This is a genomic window from Caulobacter sp. GSs2, assembly GCF_058680895.1.
The window spans coordinates 1,808,406-1,822,560 of sequence record NZ_CM178725.1 but is presented as its reverse complement, the minus strand read 5'-3'; the positions used below and the strand labels follow the sequence as shown (position 1 = coordinate 1,822,560).

The 14,155-nt window shown below is 68.4% G+C and carries 15 protein-coding genes; 4 read left to right on the top strand and 11 right to left on the bottom strand.

What is annotated here, in order from left to right; genetic code table 11:
- Window positions 1-26: 26 nt before the first annotated feature.
- The 5 genes from ACW17Z_RS08840 to ACW17Z_RS08820 form a co-directional block, all read right to left on the bottom strand.
- A complete protein-coding gene (locus tag ACW17Z_RS08840) occupies window positions 27-536 on the bottom strand; it encodes a F0F1 ATP synthase subunit B (protein ID WP_492058381.1) in 510 nt (169 codons plus the stop codon).
- Between the two features lie 13 nt (window positions 537-549).
- Window positions 550-1,086: a F0F1 ATP synthase subunit B family protein gene (locus ACW17Z_RS08835; RefSeq protein ID WP_419252996.1), complete on the bottom strand. Its 537-nt coding sequence runs from the start codon at window positions 1,084-1,086 to the stop codon at window positions 550-552.
- A 76-nt stretch (window positions 1,087-1,162) separates the two neighbouring features.
- Window positions 1,163-1,387, bottom strand: coding sequence for a F0F1 ATP synthase subunit C (locus tag ACW17Z_RS08830; RefSeq protein ID WP_108505567.1), 225 nt, complete (start codon window positions 1,385-1,387; stop codon window positions 1,163-1,165).
- Window positions 1,388-1,432: 45 nt separating this feature from the next.
- A complete protein-coding gene (locus ACW17Z_RS08825; protein ID WP_492058380.1) occupies window positions 1,433-2,194 on the bottom strand; it encodes a F0F1 ATP synthase subunit A in 762 nt (253 codons plus the stop codon).
- A gap of 5 nt (window positions 2,195-2,199) precedes the next feature.
- Window positions 2,200-2,580, bottom strand: coding sequence for an AtpZ/AtpI family protein (locus tag ACW17Z_RS08820; protein ID WP_419319797.1), 381 nt, complete (start codon window positions 2,578-2,580; stop codon window positions 2,200-2,202).
- A gap of 407 nt (window positions 2,581-2,987) precedes the next feature.
- On the opposite strand from ACW17Z_RS08820, the gene ACW17Z_RS08815 reads away from it, so the two are divergent.
- Both ACW17Z_RS08815 and ACW17Z_RS08810 read left to right on the top strand, forming a co-directional pair.
- Window positions 2,988-3,371 (top strand): DUF6481 family protein, encoded by a 384-nt coding sequence (locus tag ACW17Z_RS08815; protein WP_419252993.1) that lies wholly within the window; start codon window positions 2,988-2,990, stop codon window positions 3,369-3,371.
- A 100-nt stretch (window positions 3,372-3,471) separates the two neighbouring features.
- Window positions 3,472-4,269, top strand: coding sequence for a TSUP family transporter (locus tag ACW17Z_RS08810; RefSeq protein WP_419319798.1), 798 nt, complete (start codon window positions 3,472-3,474; stop codon window positions 4,267-4,269).
- 4 nt (window positions 4,270-4,273) lie between these two features.
- Here the strand turns inward: ACW17Z_RS08810 and smc are convergent, their stop codons facing one another.
- The 4 genes from smc to ACW17Z_RS08790 all read right to left on the bottom strand — a co-directional run bounded on the left by smc (window position 4,274) and on the right by ACW17Z_RS08790 (window position 9,654).
- Window positions 4,274-7,720, bottom strand: a complete 3,447-nt coding sequence (gene smc, locus ACW17Z_RS08805; protein WP_492058379.1) for a chromosome segregation protein SMC — start codon at window positions 7,718-7,720, stop codon at window positions 4,274-4,276.
- Window positions 7,721-7,739: 19 nt separating this feature from the next.
- Window positions 7,740-8,351, bottom strand: a complete 612-nt coding sequence (locus tag ACW17Z_RS08800) for a thioredoxin domain-containing protein (protein WP_492058378.1) — start codon at window positions 8,349-8,351, stop codon at window positions 7,740-7,742.
- A gap of 10 nt (window positions 8,352-8,361) precedes the next feature.
- Window positions 8,362-8,988, bottom strand: a complete 627-nt coding sequence (locus ACW17Z_RS08795; protein ID WP_419319801.1) for a DsbA family protein — start codon at window positions 8,986-8,988, stop codon at window positions 8,362-8,364.
- Between the two features lie 120 nt (window positions 8,989-9,108).
- Complete coding sequence (locus tag ACW17Z_RS08790; RefSeq protein WP_492058377.1) at window positions 9,109-9,654, bottom strand: DUF721 domain-containing protein; 546 nt, start codon at window positions 9,652-9,654, stop codon at window positions 9,109-9,111.
- 57 nt (window positions 9,655-9,711) lie between these two features.
- Between ACW17Z_RS08790 and mutY the strand changes: the two genes are divergently transcribed.
- Complete coding sequence (gene mutY, locus ACW17Z_RS08785; RefSeq protein WP_492058376.1) at window positions 9,712-10,776, top strand: A/G-specific adenine glycosylase; 1,065 nt, start codon at window positions 9,712-9,714, stop codon at window positions 10,774-10,776.
- On the opposite strand, the gene ACW17Z_RS08780 is transcribed toward mutY, so the two are convergent.
- Window positions 10,773-11,849, bottom strand: coding sequence for a site-specific DNA-methyltransferase (locus ACW17Z_RS08780; RefSeq protein ID WP_419252986.1), 1,077 nt, complete (start codon window positions 11,847-11,849; stop codon window positions 10,773-10,775). The genes mutY and ACW17Z_RS08780 overlap by 4 nt on opposite strands.
- A gap of 187 nt (window positions 11,850-12,036) precedes the next feature.
- Between ACW17Z_RS08780 and ACW17Z_RS08775 the strand changes: the two genes are divergently transcribed.
- Window positions 12,037-13,206, top strand: a complete 1,170-nt coding sequence (locus ACW17Z_RS08775; protein ID WP_492058375.1) for an acyl-CoA dehydrogenase family protein — start codon at window positions 12,037-12,039, stop codon at window positions 13,204-13,206.
- Here ACW17Z_RS08775 and rnhB read toward each other — a convergent pair.
- Window positions 13,203-13,835 carry a ribonuclease HII gene (gene rnhB, locus ACW17Z_RS08770; protein ID WP_492058374.1) on the bottom strand — a complete coding sequence of 211 codons (633 nt, stop codon included), beginning with the start codon at window positions 13,833-13,835 and terminating at the stop codon, window positions 13,203-13,205. The genes ACW17Z_RS08775 and rnhB overlap by 4 nt on opposite strands.
- Between the last annotated feature and the right edge of the window lie 320 nt (window positions 13,836-14,155).

Sequence of the window (14,155 nt, the reverse complement as noted above, 5' to 3'; positions counted from 1 at the left end):
TGATCGTTTAAGCCGTTCGCCGTCTGCTATTGCAGCTTGGCGGCCATCTGACCGATGGCCGCATCGACCAGCGGATCGCTCTTCAGACCTGCCAGACGCGCCGTCAGGATGACTTCAGCAGACTGGGCGGCAAGGTCGACAGCCGCAGCCTTGACGTCCGCCGTAGCCTGGGCTTCGGCCTGAGCGATCTTGCGTTCGGCCATTTCGGCGCGGCGCTTGATCTGCTCCTCGAGCTTTTCCTTGGCTTCCTCGGCCAGACGCTTGGCGTCAGCCTTGGCGGCCTCGATCATGCCGGCGGCCTGACGTTCGGCGTCCTCGCGCTGCGCCTTCACATCGGCGAGCAGGGCCTGGGCCTCTTCCCGCAGTTGCTGGGCTTCGTCGAGTTCGGCCTTGATCTTGGCGGCATGGGCGTCGAGCGCCCCGAACAGGGCGCCCGGCAGGACCTTGAGCACGACCAGCAGGCCGAAGAACAGGACCAGCGCGACCAGAACCCAGAACTCGGGGTTTGAGAGGCTGAAAAGGGACTCGTGTTCCATCGTCTGTCTCTCCTTAGGCCGTGGCCGCCTTGAGCTCGGCGGCCGTGGCCGCCTTGCCCGTGAGCTTCTCGACGATGGCGCTGGCCGTATCCGAAGCCACGGCGCCGACATGGCTCATGGCCCGGTCGCGCGCGGCCTGGATGCCGGCTTCGGCGGTCGCCAGCTTCTCAGCCAGCACAGCCTCTTCCTTCGCCTGACGCTCGGCAGCGATGGCCGAAGCCTTGGCCTTGGCGTCCGCCGCAGTCCGTTGGGCCGAAGCGCGAGCCTCGGCGACCTCGGCCGCAGCCGCACGGGCCTGGACCTCGGCTTCGTCCTTCAGACGACGGGCGTCGGCGATGTCGCCGGCAATCTTGGCCCCGCGCGTCTCGATCGCGCCACTGACCCGGGGCAGCAGGCCCTTGGACAGCACCACGTACAGAACGGCGAAGATGAGCAACAGCCAGACGATCTGGCCGCCCCAGTGCTCGAACTGCAGCTGCGGAAGTCCGCCGCCACCGTGAGCCTCGGGCGCACCAGTCGTCTCGACCGTGCCGTGAGTTTCCGTCGCCATGGGCGAAGACGCCTCTTAGATAAAAATCAAAGACTCGGAGCGAGCTGCTTCCGGGGGAAGCGGCTCGCGCCGGGGTTTAGGAGAAGAGGATCAGGAAGGCGATGACCAGGGCGAAGATGCCCAGGGCTTCCGTCAGCGCCATGCCCAGGAACAGCATCGGACGCTCTTGAGCGGCGGCGGTCGGGTTGCGCAGAGCGCCTTGGAAATAGTTACCGAACATCACGCCCAGGCCGATGCCCGCGCCGATCATGCCCAGCATCGCCAGACCAGCGCCGATGTACTTCGCGGCTTCAGCTTCCATTGTGAGACTCCTAAAGATCGAAAGGTTGGAAAGGAAAAAAGGTGATCAGTGGCTGTCGAGGTGCACGACGTCGTTCAGATAGACGCAGGTGAGCACCGCGAACACGAAGGCCTGAAGGAAGGCCACCATGAACTCTAGAGCCGTCAGAGCAACGACGGAGGACAGGGCCAGCGCCGCGCCGGCCCAGCCGAGCACGCCCATGCCGCCCAGGGCGACGACGAAGCCGGCGAAGATCTTCAGCACCACGTGGCCGCCCAGCATGTTGCCGAACAGACGCAGGGCCAGGGTGACGGGGCGGATCAGAAACGACAGGATCTCGATCGGCACCAGCAGGAAGTACAGCGGCCACGGCACGCCCGACGGGGCGAACAGCTTGAAGAACTTCAGGCCGTTCTTGGCGAAGCCGACGGTCACGACAGTCAGGATGACCAGCAGGCCCAGGGTCAGGGTCACGGCGATCTGCGACGTGGCGGTGAACACCAGGAACATCCCCTGGATGTTGGCGAACAGCACGAAGATGAACAGGGTGAAGACGAAGGGCAGGTACTTCTTGCCATCGTGGCCGATGATCGACTCGGTCAGGCCGTTGACCAGTCCGTAGAGCATCTCGCCGACGGACTGCAGGCGACCGGGCACCACGGCCTGTTTCGCAGAAGCCAGGACATAGAACGCGATGACCAGAGTCGCGGCCAGCAGCATGGCGGCCACGGAATTGGTGATCGACAGGTCGATCGCTTGGCCCAGCACGGTGACGGTCGGCAGTTCCACGATCTTCTGGATCTGGAACTGATGCATCGGATCGGCCATTGGCCCTAGTCTCTCTTCTGCTTGGGGGCGGTAGACCCGCCTCCCGTGTCTTCGCCAGCCTGCTCCTCTGGAGCTTTTGCTGACGCCTGCGCGCTCAGTTTCGTCGCCTTGCGGACGACGGAGAATATTGACGCCCCCATGCCGATCAGCAGACCGCCAACCATGCCCCAGGGCGCCGTGTGGGCGAACTGATCGAGAACCCAGCCAAAGCCGAGACCCACCAGGACGCCGCCGATCATATCCGCCAGAAGCCGATAGCCGTCCTGGGACGATTTCTCGTGCTCCGCGCGCACCGGCTGTTCTGCCGCCTTCTTGGCCTCGAATGCGGCGAGCCGAGCGTCGAGGCTTTGTAGGGCCTTGTCGTTCGGTTCGTCGGCCTTGGGCATGGGAGCGGTCAGGTCCGAAAACGCCCGCGGATACGCCTGTAAGAGACGTATTTCCGGCCGGCTTGATCGCGGCGGAACCTATAGACCTCGCTGCGGTGCGTCAAGGTTGGCTTGGGGTGATGCAAGCGTCTGTATAATAAGGCGTTTTACGCTACGGCGCCCATCGGCGGGCAAAACCTTGCGGTGTCGGCTTCGTGTCCGGGGCGCAGGGCAAGAAAGCCGCGTGGCGAAGCCGCCCGTGAGGCCCGCCTGAGCGCAAGGCAAGGCTCCAACGTTCTGTATCGCCGCCGATCCGCGACATATCAGCCGCAGCCAGTCGTCGGTTCTACGCGCGCCCGGGATGACGCATTGCTTTTTGCATCATTTTGAGGTTTGAGAGCCGCGTCTTTCCCTTAGCCAGAAGATTCATGTCGCATCTGAAGAACACCGGTTTCTCCGATCGTATCTCCGCCGCCGCCGAGGCCAAGAAGGCCATGCTGGCGAAAATGAAGCCCAAGCCCACCGTCACGGATCCTGATTTCGACAAGCGCGAAGAGTTTCGCGCCGCCGAACTGGAAGCGGTGCGCGCGGCGCGCGCCGCAGCCCGCGAAGTCGTCCGCCTTGAGCAGTTGGCCAAGCAGGAAGCGATCCTCGCGGCCAAGCGCGCCGAGCGCAAGGAACGCAAGACCGACGCCGCCGCCGAGCAGAAGATGCGCAAGGAAGAGAAGGCCGCCCAGCGCGAGCAGCTTCGCTCCCTGGGGCGCAACACCAAGAGCGCCCGCGCTCACGAGTGGGGCAATCTGATCGGTTGATCAGACGGCAAGGGTCCAATGGCCCTTTCCGCTTCCTCCCGAGCCGCGACTCGACCGCATGGTCCAGGCTCTCAAGCCTGCCATGCGGGAGGGCCGGCCCATGGACCTTGTCCAACCTGAACTGCTGGCGACGATGTTCGCCGTGGCCGCGCTGGCCGGAGCTTTCGACGCCATAGCGGGCGGCGGAGGTCTTCTGACCCTGCCGGCGCTCCTGCTGGCGGGCCTTGATCCTGTCGCGGCGCTGGCCACCAACAAGCTGCAGGGCTCCTTTGGTTCGGTGTCGTCGACCATCGCCTTCGCGCGTCGCGGCCTGATTGACTGGAAGACCGCCCTGCCGGTCGCCCTCTCCGCCGGCCTCGCGGGCCTGTGCGGCGCCCTTTGCGCCAGCCTGCTGTCACCGACCTTTCTCAAGGCCCTGGTGCCGATCCTGCTGATCGTCATCGCGCTGTATTTCGCGCTCTCCAAGGCCCTGAAGGCCGAGGACGGCCTCGCCCGACTGACCCTGCCGGTGTTCGCCGGCTTCGTCGCGCCGCTGGTCGGCTTTTATGACGGCATCTTCGGGCCGGGCGCTGGGGCTTTCTACATGGTCGCGATCGTGACCCTGCTGGGCTATGGCGCGCTGAAGGCCACCGCCCACACCAAGCTGGCCAACGCCGCCAGCAATCTGGGCAGCCTGGTTCTGTTCATTCTCAAAGGCGCGGTGATCTGGCCGATCGGCCTGGCCATGGCCGCCGGGGCCTTCCTCGGCGCTCAGGTCGGCTCGCGGCTGGCCATGCGGTTTGGCGCCGGGCTGATCCGGCCGCTGTTGGTGACAATGTCATGCGCCATGGCGGTGAAGCTGCTGGCTGATCCGCAGAACCCGCTGCGACTGGCGCTGTCGCAGCTGATCGGCGGCTGAAGCTCTACTGCGCGGCGACCAGTTGCTCGGCCGTCGACAGGTCCACGCTGACCAGCTGGCTGACGCCCCGCTCGCCCATGGTGACACCGAACAGGCGGTCCATCCGGCTCATGGTCACCGGATTGTGGGTGATGGCGATGAAGCGGGTCTGGGTGCGGCGGCGCATCTCGTCGAGCATGTTGCAGTAGCGGTCGACATTGGCGTCATCCAGCGGCGCGTCGACTTCGTCGAGCACGCAGATCGGAGCCGGGTTGGCCAGGAACACGCCGAAGATCAGGGCGCTGGCCGTCAGGGCCTGCTCGCCGCCGCTCATCAGGCTCATGCTGGCCATGCGCTTGCCGGGCGGGCAGGCGTAGATCTCAAGACCTGCTTCGAGAGGGTCATCGTTCTCGACCAGCCGCAGCTCGGCCTGACCGCCGCCGAACAGGGCCTGGAAGAGGGTCTGGAAATGGCCGTTGATCACCTCGAAGGCGGCCAGCAGGCGCTCGCGGCCCTCGGCGTTCAGCTCCTCGATGCCGGCCCGCAGCTTGCCGACGGCGCCCGACAGGTCGGCGCGTTCGGTGCGCATGGTCTCCAGGCGCGCCGCATATTCCTGGGCCTCTTCCTCGGCTCGCAGGTTCACCGGGCCGATGGCGTCACGCTCTCTTTCGAGCGCGAAGAGGTGGGCTTCCACACCTGCCGCGTCCTTGGGCACGGCCACGGCCTCGCCGGCGACGTGGCGCCCCAGTTCCTCGGGCTCCATGCGCACCGATTCGCGGATATTGCCGGCGATCTCGGCGAAGCGGCCTCGGGCTCCGTCTAGGTGGGCGACCAGGGCAGCACGCCGCTCGCGGGCTTCGCCGGCGGCCTGGTCGGCGGCGCGGGCGGCGCGGTCGGCGGTCAGTCGGGCGGTTTCGGCCTCTTCCAGGGCGTCGCTGGCTCTGGTGCGGCGCGCCTCTGCGGCGCCGAACTCGTCCAGCAGGACCAGCAACTTTTCCTTCAGGACAGCCGGCGCCTCGCGGGCGGCTTCCAGGGCGTCGGCGGCCTTGATGCGGTCGGCCTCCAGCGCGGCGGTACGCTTGCCGGCCGCTTCAGCCCGGCGCGTCCAATCGCCGTGATCGCGTTCCAGGCTTTCCAGCCGGCGCTGGCGGCCGGCCCGTTCGCGGGTCTCGACATCCAGAGCGGCGCGAGCGGTCGAGGCGGCTTCCCGGGCGCCGGCGGCGGCCTGCCGGGCCTGCGCAAGCTGCGGCGCCAGGTCGGCGGCGCCCGTCGCGCCGGCATGCTCGGCTCGGACGGCGGTGAGGGCGGTCTCGGCCTCGACGTGTTCGGCCTCAAAGCGGGCGATGGTCTCGTCCAGCGATTGGGCCCTTGCCGCGCGAAGCGCGGCCTGGCGTTCGAACTGGGCGACGGCGTCGCGGGCGCCGGCCAGCAGGCGCTCGGCGTCCGGCGGCGCCCGGCGCCGGTCGCGCAGGGCCTCTTCGGCGATTCGCAAGGCGTCCGAAGCGGTCCTCAGGGCGGCGGCTGTGGCCTCGGCGCGCGGCGCCTGAAGGTCGATCTCGGCTTCCACCTCGGCCAGGCGGGTGCGCTGCTCCAGCCGGACGGCGGCGGGCCTGGGGGCGTCGGCGCGGGCGACGAAGCCGTCCCAGCGCCACAGGTCGCCCTCGCGGGAGACCAGCCGCATGCCGGGCGTCAGGCTCTTCTGAAGCCGCTCGCCATCGGCGCGCTCGACCACGGCGGTCAGGGCCAGGCGCGCGGCCAGCTCGGGCGGAGCCTTGACCAGCGGGGCCAGGGCCTGCGCCCCCTCCGGCCACGAGGGCGACGGCGCCTCGGCGCCGCCCCAGTAGGACGGCGCGCGCGCGTCCAGGGCCGCGTCCAGATCGTCTCCGAGGGCGGCGGCCAGCGCCGCGCCATAGCCCTTGTCGGGCGAAACGGCGTCGAGGGCCGGGGCGTGGCCGCTCTTGCTGCGCGGCGCGGTCAGTTGGGCCAGACCCCGGGCCTCGGTGCGCAGACGGCCCAACTGGTCTTCCAGGCTGCGCGCCAGCTGGCGCGCCATGGCCTCCTGCTCGGCAGCCTTGGCGCGCTCGGCTTCGGCGGCTTCCAGGGCAGCGCGGGCGGCGGTCAGGGCGGCCTGCGCATTGTCGAAACGCTGGCGGGCGTCGGCGGCGGCTGGATCGCTCTCCGGGCCAAGGGCCCCGCGTTCTGACCTGGCCTGGTCGAGGGCGCGGACCGTGCGGGCCAGGCGCCCCTCGGCATCGGCCAGCCGCGCGGCGGCGGCGCGGGCGCGGGCGTCCTCGGCGGCGGCGCGGGCGGCTAGCTGCTCGACCACGGCCTCGGCGTCGGCGCGCGCCTCCTCGGCGGCCTCGGCGGCGGCGGCCAGTTCGGGGCCGCGCTCCGGCGCGGCGGCGACGAGGGCTCGAACCTCGGACAGCTCGGCGTCGAGCCGGGCAAGAGCCTGGACGGCGTCCTGCTGGGTCTGCGCCTCGCGCGCCCGGTCGTCATCAATGCGGGCCAGATCCGCCGACAGGCGCTGGAACTCGGCGGCCGCAGCCTCGGCCTCGCGCTCGGCGCGGTCTTTCTGGATGGCCAGTTGGCCCAGCACGGCCTGGGCGATGGTCGCCTCCTCGCGCAGGGGCGGCATGGCGGCCTCGGCGCGGGTGATCTCGACCTGGGTGGCGGCGGCGGCGCGGGCGGTGTCTTCGACGGCGCGAGCAGCGTCGGTCGCCTCGGTCTGGGTGCGATGCAGGGTGTCGCGGGCCTCGGCCCAGCGTGCGAACAGCACCGCGCCCTGCACGGCCCGGATCTCGGCTGACAGTCGCTTGTACTTCTCGGCCTGGCGGGCTTCGCGACGCAGGCGGTTGAGGGCCGTCTCAAGTTCTCGGGCCACGTCCTCGAGGCGCGAGAGATTGGTCTCTGCGGCCCGCAACCGCAGCTCGGCCTCGTGGCGGCGGGTGTGAAGTCCCGAGACGCCGGCCGCTTCTTCCAGGATGCGGCGGCGGTTCTGCGGCTTGGCGCCGATCAGCTCGCTGATCTGGCCCTGGCGCACCAGGGCCGGCGAATTGGCCCCTGTCGAGGCGTCGGCGAACAGCAGCTGCACGTCGCGGGCCCGCACCTCGCGGCCGTTGATGCGATAGGTCGAGCCCTCGCCCCGGTCGATACGGCGCACGACCTCAAGCACCGGGTCGTCATTGAACTGAGCGGGCGCCGTGCGGTCGGCATTGTCGATGGTCAGGGTGACGTCGGCGTGGTTGCGGGCCGGACGCGCGCCGCTGCCGGCGAAGATCACGTCGTCCATGCCGCCGGCTCGCATGGCCTTGGCCGAATTGGCGCCCATCACCCAGCGCAGGGCTTCCAGCAGGTTGGACTTGCCGCAGCCATTGGGCCCGACAATGCCGGTTAGGCCGGGCTCGATCCTGAACTCGGTCGGCTCGACGAAGGACTTGAAGCCCGTAAGGCGCAGGCGCAGGAACTGCACGGAGGCGGCTCCCTCCGCCTCAGCCCTTGGCCGACGAGGCCAGGGCGGCCTTGAGGCTGTCGGCGGTCAGTTCGCCGGGGACCTTGCGGCCATCGAGAATAAAGGTGGGGGTGACCTGGACCTTGTCGCGGACGCCGGCGATCTCGACACGTTCATTGAGCGCGGCCAGGGCCTGCTGATCCTGCAGGGCAGCGGTGAACTGGGCTTCGGTCAGGCCAAAGTCCTTGCCGATGGCCAGCAGGCCTTCCCAGAGCTCGCCGCTCTGAAGGATGACGGTCTGCCTGGCGAACACCGCGTCCAGCACGGCGAAATAGCGGGGCGCGCCCACGCGACGGGCCAGCAGGAAGGCGGCGGCGGCGAACTCTACGGGTCCGGTCAGGAACTCGCGAAACACCAGCCGCACCTTGCCGGTGTCGATATAGGCCTTGCGGATGGCCGGCAGGTCGTCGTTCCACCAGTGGCCGCAATGGGGGCAGCTGGGTGAAGCAAAGACCACCAGCTGCAACGGCGCCTTCGGCGATCCCATGACCATGTCGCCCGGCGCAGCGGGCAGCGGCGCTGCGCGCGCCATCGCCGGCCCGGCCGCGAGGACCAGGCTGGAGGCGATCAGCGCGCGACGGTCGAGAGGCAAGGCGGCGTCCTTACTTGGAAGCGGCGGCGATGGCCGCGTCCAGCTCGGCCAGGCTGCGCTCGCCGCCGGCGGCGTCGCCGACCACCTTGCCGTTGACGATGAAGGTCGGGGTGCCCTGGACGTTGAAGGCCTTGGCGTTCTTCTCGACGCGATCATTCAGGGCCTTCAGCGCCTTCTCATCGGTGACGCAGGCGTTGAACTTGGCTTCGTCCAGGCCGGCCGACTGGCCGATGCGCAGAAGAACCTCGCGGAACTGGCCGGTGGTGAACATCTCTTCCTGGGCGCGATAGACCGAGTCGACGACCTCGAAATACTTGTCCTTGCCGGCGCAGCGGGCCATCAGGAACGAGGCGGCGGCGACCTGGGCGGGCGGGGTCAGCATCTCGCGATAGACGAAATTGACCTTGCCGGTGTCGATGTACTTGGCCTTGAAGGCGGGAAAAACTTCCTCGTTCCAGCGGGCGCAGTGGCTGCACGAGGCCGAGGCGTATTCGATCACGGTGATCTTGGCGTCGGGATTACCCCGGCTCATATCGTCGGCCGAGACGGCGTCCTTCTTCGAGCAGGCCGAGAGGCCAACGCCCAGCGAGGCGGTGAGTGCGACGGCGGTCAGGAGCCGGCGGGTCAGCGGACGCATGATCGATCTTCCTTGAGGCGAGAACGTTGGAGTTAAGCGCGATTCTTTAGGCGTGCGAAAACGGCGCTGATAAGGCCTTGGCATGAGCGCAATCGCGGCGGGGTTGTCAATGTGTCGGCTTTAGCCAGGGTCATTGCGCAACACCCCGCGCCCCAGTTTCATCAGGGCGTCCTTCAGGCCGCCGTCGGGCTGGTCGGCCAGGCTGTCGGTCAGCTGGCGTTCCAGGGCGGCGTCCAGCGGCGGCTTGCGGCGCGAACGCTGGACGGGCGCCGCCGCCGGCGCGCTGAGCGGTCCCTGGACAATGCGCAGCCGGGTGACGGTTCCCCGGCCCAGCAGCATGTCGAGGCGGGCGGTGATCTGCGGGGCCTGATGCTGGATCAGCGACGCGACGGGACCGTCGACCCGCAGCTCCAGCGCTCCGCCCGCGCCGTTGCGGCCCTTGATGATGCGGACCGGTTCGGTGCGGCGGGCCAGGGTCTCGCCGACGATTTCTTTCCAGCGGGTCTTCAGGGCGGCCGGGCCCTGACCGTATTTTTCCTCCAGCGCCTTCAGCAGCGGCGCGAGGTTCTTGCCCGCCGGCGGCGGTGGGCGAATCGGCGGCCGGGTGCGGCGCTGGCGCAGGATCGCGAGGGCCTCTTCGGCGGTGGGCAGGGGGCGGCGGGCCATGGCCGCAAGCTAGCACGCGGCCTTCGCCTCAGGCGAGGTTTGCGGTAGGCGGAAGGCATGAAAGACCGCTCCACCCCTTTTCGGGACGCGCTCCGCTCGGCCTTGCTGGCCTGGTACGACCTTCAGGCCCGCGACCTGGCCTGGCGTGTCGGCCCCGCCGACCGGCGCGGCGGGGTGCGCAGCGATCCCTATCGGGTGTGGCTGTCCGAAGTGATGCTGCAGCAGACCACCGTGCCGCACGCCACGCCCTATTTCCTGAGCTTCACGGAGCGATGGCCGACGGTGCTGGACCTCGCCGCCGTAGAGGACGGCGAACTTATGGGGGCCTGGGCGGGGCTGGGTTACTATGCCCGGGCTCGCAACCTTCTGGCCTGCGCCCGGGCCGTGGCCGGTCAGCATGGCGGGGTGTTTCCGGATACGGAGGACGGCCTGCGGGCCCTACCGGGCGTCGGGGCCTATACCGCCGCCGCCGTGGCCGCCATCGCCTTTGACCGGCAGGCCAATGTCGTCGACGGCAATATCGAGCGGGTGATGGCGCGCCTGTTCGCCGTCGAGACCCCCGTGCCCGACGCCAAGCCGGAGCTAAAATCGCTGGCGGGCGATCTGGTCACGGCCGAGCGGCCCGGCGACTGGGCCCAGGCGCTGATGGATCTGGGCGCCACGGTCTGTCGGCCCAAGTCGCCGCTTTGCGATCTGTGTCCGATCTCGGCGTGGTGCGAGGGCCGCAAGACCGGCGCGCCGGAGACCTATCCGCGCAAGACGAAGAAGGCCGACCGACCGCGTCGCTACGGTGTCGCTTACCTGCTGACCCGGGGCGATGAGGTGGCGCTGGTCCGTCGTCCGCCCAGGGGTCTGCTGGGCGGCATGCTGGGGTTGCCGACTTCGGATTGGCGAAGTGCGCCGTGGTCGGATGAAGAGGCTGTCACAGCGGCGCCCGTCGCCGCCGCCTGGCGTGACCGGGGCGCGATCGAGCACGTCTTCACGCACTTTTCCCTGACCCTGCGGGTGTTCGCCGCCGACGGCGCCAATGCCGGCGACTTCGTCTGGACGCCTCGGAAGGGGCTGGGCGCCCTGCCCAGCGTGTTCCTGAAAGCGGCCCTGGCAGGCGAGGTGCTGGTCTAGTTCATCCCCGCCCGAACCTGGGCCCGCAGCACGTCGATGGGGGCCAGGCCCGCGTCGGTCTTGAAGTGCCAGTAGGTCCAGCCGTTGCAGGCCGGGGCCGACTGCACCAGGGCGCCGATCTTGTGGATCGAGCCCGACAGGTCGCCCACCGTGATCGAGCCATCGGCGCGGACCTTGGCCGCATGGGCGCCCTTGGAGCAGAACAGGGTGTCGCCGGGGCTGAGCAGGCCGCTCTCGACGATGGTGCCGAACGGCACGCGGGGCTCGGAACGCTTTGAGCCCATCACGTCGAGGTCTTCCGGCGCGATCGGGATGACCTTGGCGATGCGGGTCTTGGCGTGCTCGATATAGTCGGACTCGCGCTCGATGCCGACGAAGCGGCGGCCCAGGCGCTTGGCGGCCGCGCCGGTGGTGCCGACGCCGAAGAACGGGTCGAGGATCACGTCGCCCGGCTTGGTGGTCGACAGGATCACCCGGTAGAGCAGGGCCTCGGGCTTCTGGGTCGGGTGGGCCTTGTTGCCATCCGAACCCTTGATGCGCTCCTCGCCTGTGCACAGCGGGATGGTCCAGTCCGAGCGCATCTGCACCTCGTCATTGGCCATCTTCAGGGCGTCGTAGTTGAAGGTGTAGCGCTTGGCCGCCTGGCTCTTGGAGGCCCAGATTAGGGTCTCGTGGGCGTTGGCAAAGCGGGTGCCCTTGAAGTTGGGCATCGGGTTGGACTTGCGCCAGATGACGTCGTTGAGGATCCAGAAGCCCAGATCCTGCACCGCCACGCCGACGCGGAAGATGTTGTGATAGCTGCCGATCACCCAGATCGCGCCGTCGTCCTTCAGCACCCGGCGGGCGGCCTTCAGCCATTCGCGGGTGAACTTGTCGTAGGCGGCGAAGCTCTCGAACTGGTCCCAGTGGTCGTCGACCGCGTCGACCTTGGAATTGTCGGGACGCAGCAGGTCGCCGCCCAGCTGCAGATTGTAGGGCGGATCGGCGAAGATCAGGTCGACCGACTTCTCGGGCAGGGCGTTCATCGCCTCGATGCAGTCGCCCTGAATGATGGTTTCCGGCCCGAAGGTCATGTCCGCGTCCTGTAAAACAACAAACGGAATCATGAGTCTTGATGGTGAAGGCCGGGTTGAGAAGCGTGGTTAGCGAAAGGTGAACGGCCCCTTTCAGGCAGTTTACTTCCCTAGCGGCGCCCAGCTGATCGTATCGGCTCACACGCCAGATCCGCGCCAGACGGGCGGCGTGATCCGGGAGAACGCCATGCAGAGCCCCCTTGAAGCGCTGGACCTCAGCCGCAAGAGCCCCTTCTACCAGGACCACCACGCCGCCTGGCGCGACACCCTGCGCCGCTGGGTGGCCAAGGAGATCATGCCCTTCGTCGACGACTGGGACGAGGCCGGCGAATTTCCGCGCGAGCTCTATCGCAAGGCCTCGGAGATCGGCCTGCTGGGCCTGGGCTGGCCCGAGGAATATGGCGGCTCGCCGTCCGATCCGTTCATGTCGATCATCACCAGCCAGGAGATGGCCCGCCACGGGGCGGGCGGGGTCAATGCCAGCCTGATGAGCCACGGCATCGGCCTGCCGCCGATCCGGGCCCTGGGCAGCGATGAGTTGAAGACCCGGATCATTCCGCCGGTGCTGGCCGGCGAGAAGATCTCGGCCCTGGCCATCACCGAGCCCTCGGCCGGCTCCGATGTCGCCGCCCTGACCACCACGGCCCGGCGCGATGGCGACGTCTATGTCGTCAACGGCGGCAAGACCTACATCACCAGCGGCATGCGGGCCGACTTCTACACGGTGGCGGTGCGCACCGGCGGCGAGGGGGCCGGCGGCATCTCGCTGCTGCTGATCGAGCGCGACCGTGAGGGCTTTTCGCGCACGCCGCTGAAGAAGCAGGGCTGGTGGGCGTCCGACACCGCCAGCCTCTATTTCGACGACGTGCGGGTGCCGGTCGAAAACCTGATCGGGGCCGAGAACCAGGGTTTCGCCGGCATCATGCGCAACTTCAACGGCGAACGGATCGGCATGACCGCCGGGGCCCTGGGCTTCTCGCGTGTCTGCCTGGAGGACGCGATCGTCTGGGCCCGTGAGCGCAAGACCTTCGGCAAGCGCCTGGCCGACCACCAGGTGATCCGCCACAAGCTGGCCGACATGTACAAGCGCATCAGCGTCACCCAGGCCTGGCTGGAGACCCTGGCCTGGCGGATCAGTCAGGGCGAGCAGCCGATCGCCGAGATCGCCCTGCTCAAGGTCCAGGCCACCGAGACGCTGGAATATTGCGCCCGCGAGGCCATGCAGGTGATGGGCGGGGCCGGCTATATGCGCGGCAGCCGCGTCGAGCGCATCTATCGCGAGGTGCGGGTCAACGCCATCGGCGGCGGCTCGGAGGAGATCATGCGCGACCTGGCCGCGCGACAGATGGGGATCTAGTCGCTGCCGCCCATGGGGTTGAGGCCCTGGGCGGCTAGTTTCACTGGCGCCCAGCTCATCCGGTGGATGGGCGAAGGGCCCAGCCGGCGCAGGCCTTCGACATGGCTCTTGGCGTGATAGCCCTTGTGGCCGGCGAAGCCGTAGCCCGGATAGAGGCTGTCCATCTCGACCATGATCCGGTCGCGGGCCTCCTTGGCCAGGATCGAGGCCGCAGCGATCGAGCACGACAGGCTATCGCCCTTGATCACGGTCTGGACCGGGCAGGGCAGCTTGAAGGCATAACTTCCATCAACCAATGCAAAGGCCGGCGTCACCGCCAGCGCCTCGATGGCCCGGCGCATGGCCAGGCCCGCCGCGTGCAGGATGTTGAGGTCGTCGATTTCCTCGATGCTGGCCAGGCCCACGCCCCAGGCGATGGCCGTCGCCTTGATCTCGATCTCCAGGGCCGCGCGGGCCTTGGCCGACAGTTTCTTGGAGTCGTTGAGGCCTTTGGGAATGCGGGCGGGATCCAGGATCACCGCCCCGGCGCTGACCGGTCCGGCCCAGGGGCCGCGGCCGGCTTCGTCCACCCCGCAGACCGGGCCGGGTCCGCAGGCCAGTTCGAGCATCATGTCGGGACCGGGAGGCATGGAGCGTGTCTAGGGAGATTTGGCCGGTCATTCAAATTGTCATCCCGGCTGGGCGCGCTGCGCTACGCCCGGGGTCAAAGGGCTTGAGAGAAGCCTAGGCTGGGCGTGGTCCCGCTCAGCTGCATCCCCGCCATTTCGGGGCGGGAACGATGGCCATGCGGGTTGGGCCTGGCTGTCCCGGCGCCATTTCATCACCTGATGAAAAAAGGCTGGCGTTGCGTCGTTCTCTGAGTGACAGTGCGGCTATTCGCGGTTCGATGAATTCGCGAGTTCCGAGCACGTGTCCGCCACAAGGATCCGGTTCGGGTGGGCGGAACGTA

Bases quoted from the DNA above. Each gene is read 5' to 3' on its own strand.
- ACW17Z_RS08820 (WP_419319797.1), bottom strand. From the start codon at position 2,580: ATGCCCAAGGCCGACGAACCGAACGACAAGGCCCTACAAAGCCTCGAC.
- ACW17Z_RS08825 (WP_492058380.1), bottom strand. From the start codon at position 2,194: ATGGCCGATCCGATGCATCAGTTCCAGATCCAGAAGATCGTGGAACTG.
- ACW17Z_RS08815 (WP_419252993.1), top strand. From the start codon at position 2,988: ATGTCGCATCTGAAGAACACCGGTTTCTCCGATCGTATCTCCGCCGCC.
- ACW17Z_RS08775 (WP_492058375.1), top strand. From the start codon at position 12,037: ATGCAGAGCCCCCTTGAAGCGCTGGACCTCAGCCGCAAGAGCCCCTTC.
- ACW17Z_RS08840 (WP_492058381.1), bottom strand. From the start codon at position 536: ATGGAACACGAGTCCCTTTTCAGCCTCTCAAACCCCGAGTTCTGGGTT.
- ACW17Z_RS08810 (WP_419319798.1), top strand. From the start codon at position 3,472: ATGGACCTTGTCCAACCTGAACTGCTGGCGACGATGTTCGCCGTGGCC.
- rnhB (WP_492058374.1), bottom strand. From the start codon at position 13,835: ATGCCTCCCGGTCCCGACATGATGCTCGAACTGGCCTGCGGACCCGGC.
- ACW17Z_RS08780 (WP_419252986.1), bottom strand. From the start codon at position 11,849: ATGACCTTCGGGCCGGAAACCATCATTCAGGGCGACTGCATCGAGGCG.
- ACW17Z_RS08835 (WP_419252996.1), bottom strand. From the start codon at position 1,086: ATGGCGACGGAAACTCACGGCACGGTCGAGACGACTGGTGCGCCCGAG.
- ACW17Z_RS08795 (WP_419319801.1), bottom strand. From the start codon at position 8,988: ATGCGTCCGCTGACCCGCCGGCTCCTGACCGCCGTCGCACTCACCGCC.
- ACW17Z_RS08830 (WP_108505567.1), bottom strand. From the start codon at position 1,387: ATGGAAGCTGAAGCCGCGAAGTACATCGGCGCTGGTCTGGCGATGCTG.
- mutY (WP_492058376.1), top strand. From the start codon at position 9,712: ATGAAAGACCGCTCCACCCCTTTTCGGGACGCGCTCCGCTCGGCCTTG.
- ACW17Z_RS08790 (WP_492058377.1), bottom strand. From the start codon at position 9,654: ATGGCCCGCCGCCCCCTGCCCACCGCCGAAGAGGCCCTCGCGATCCTG.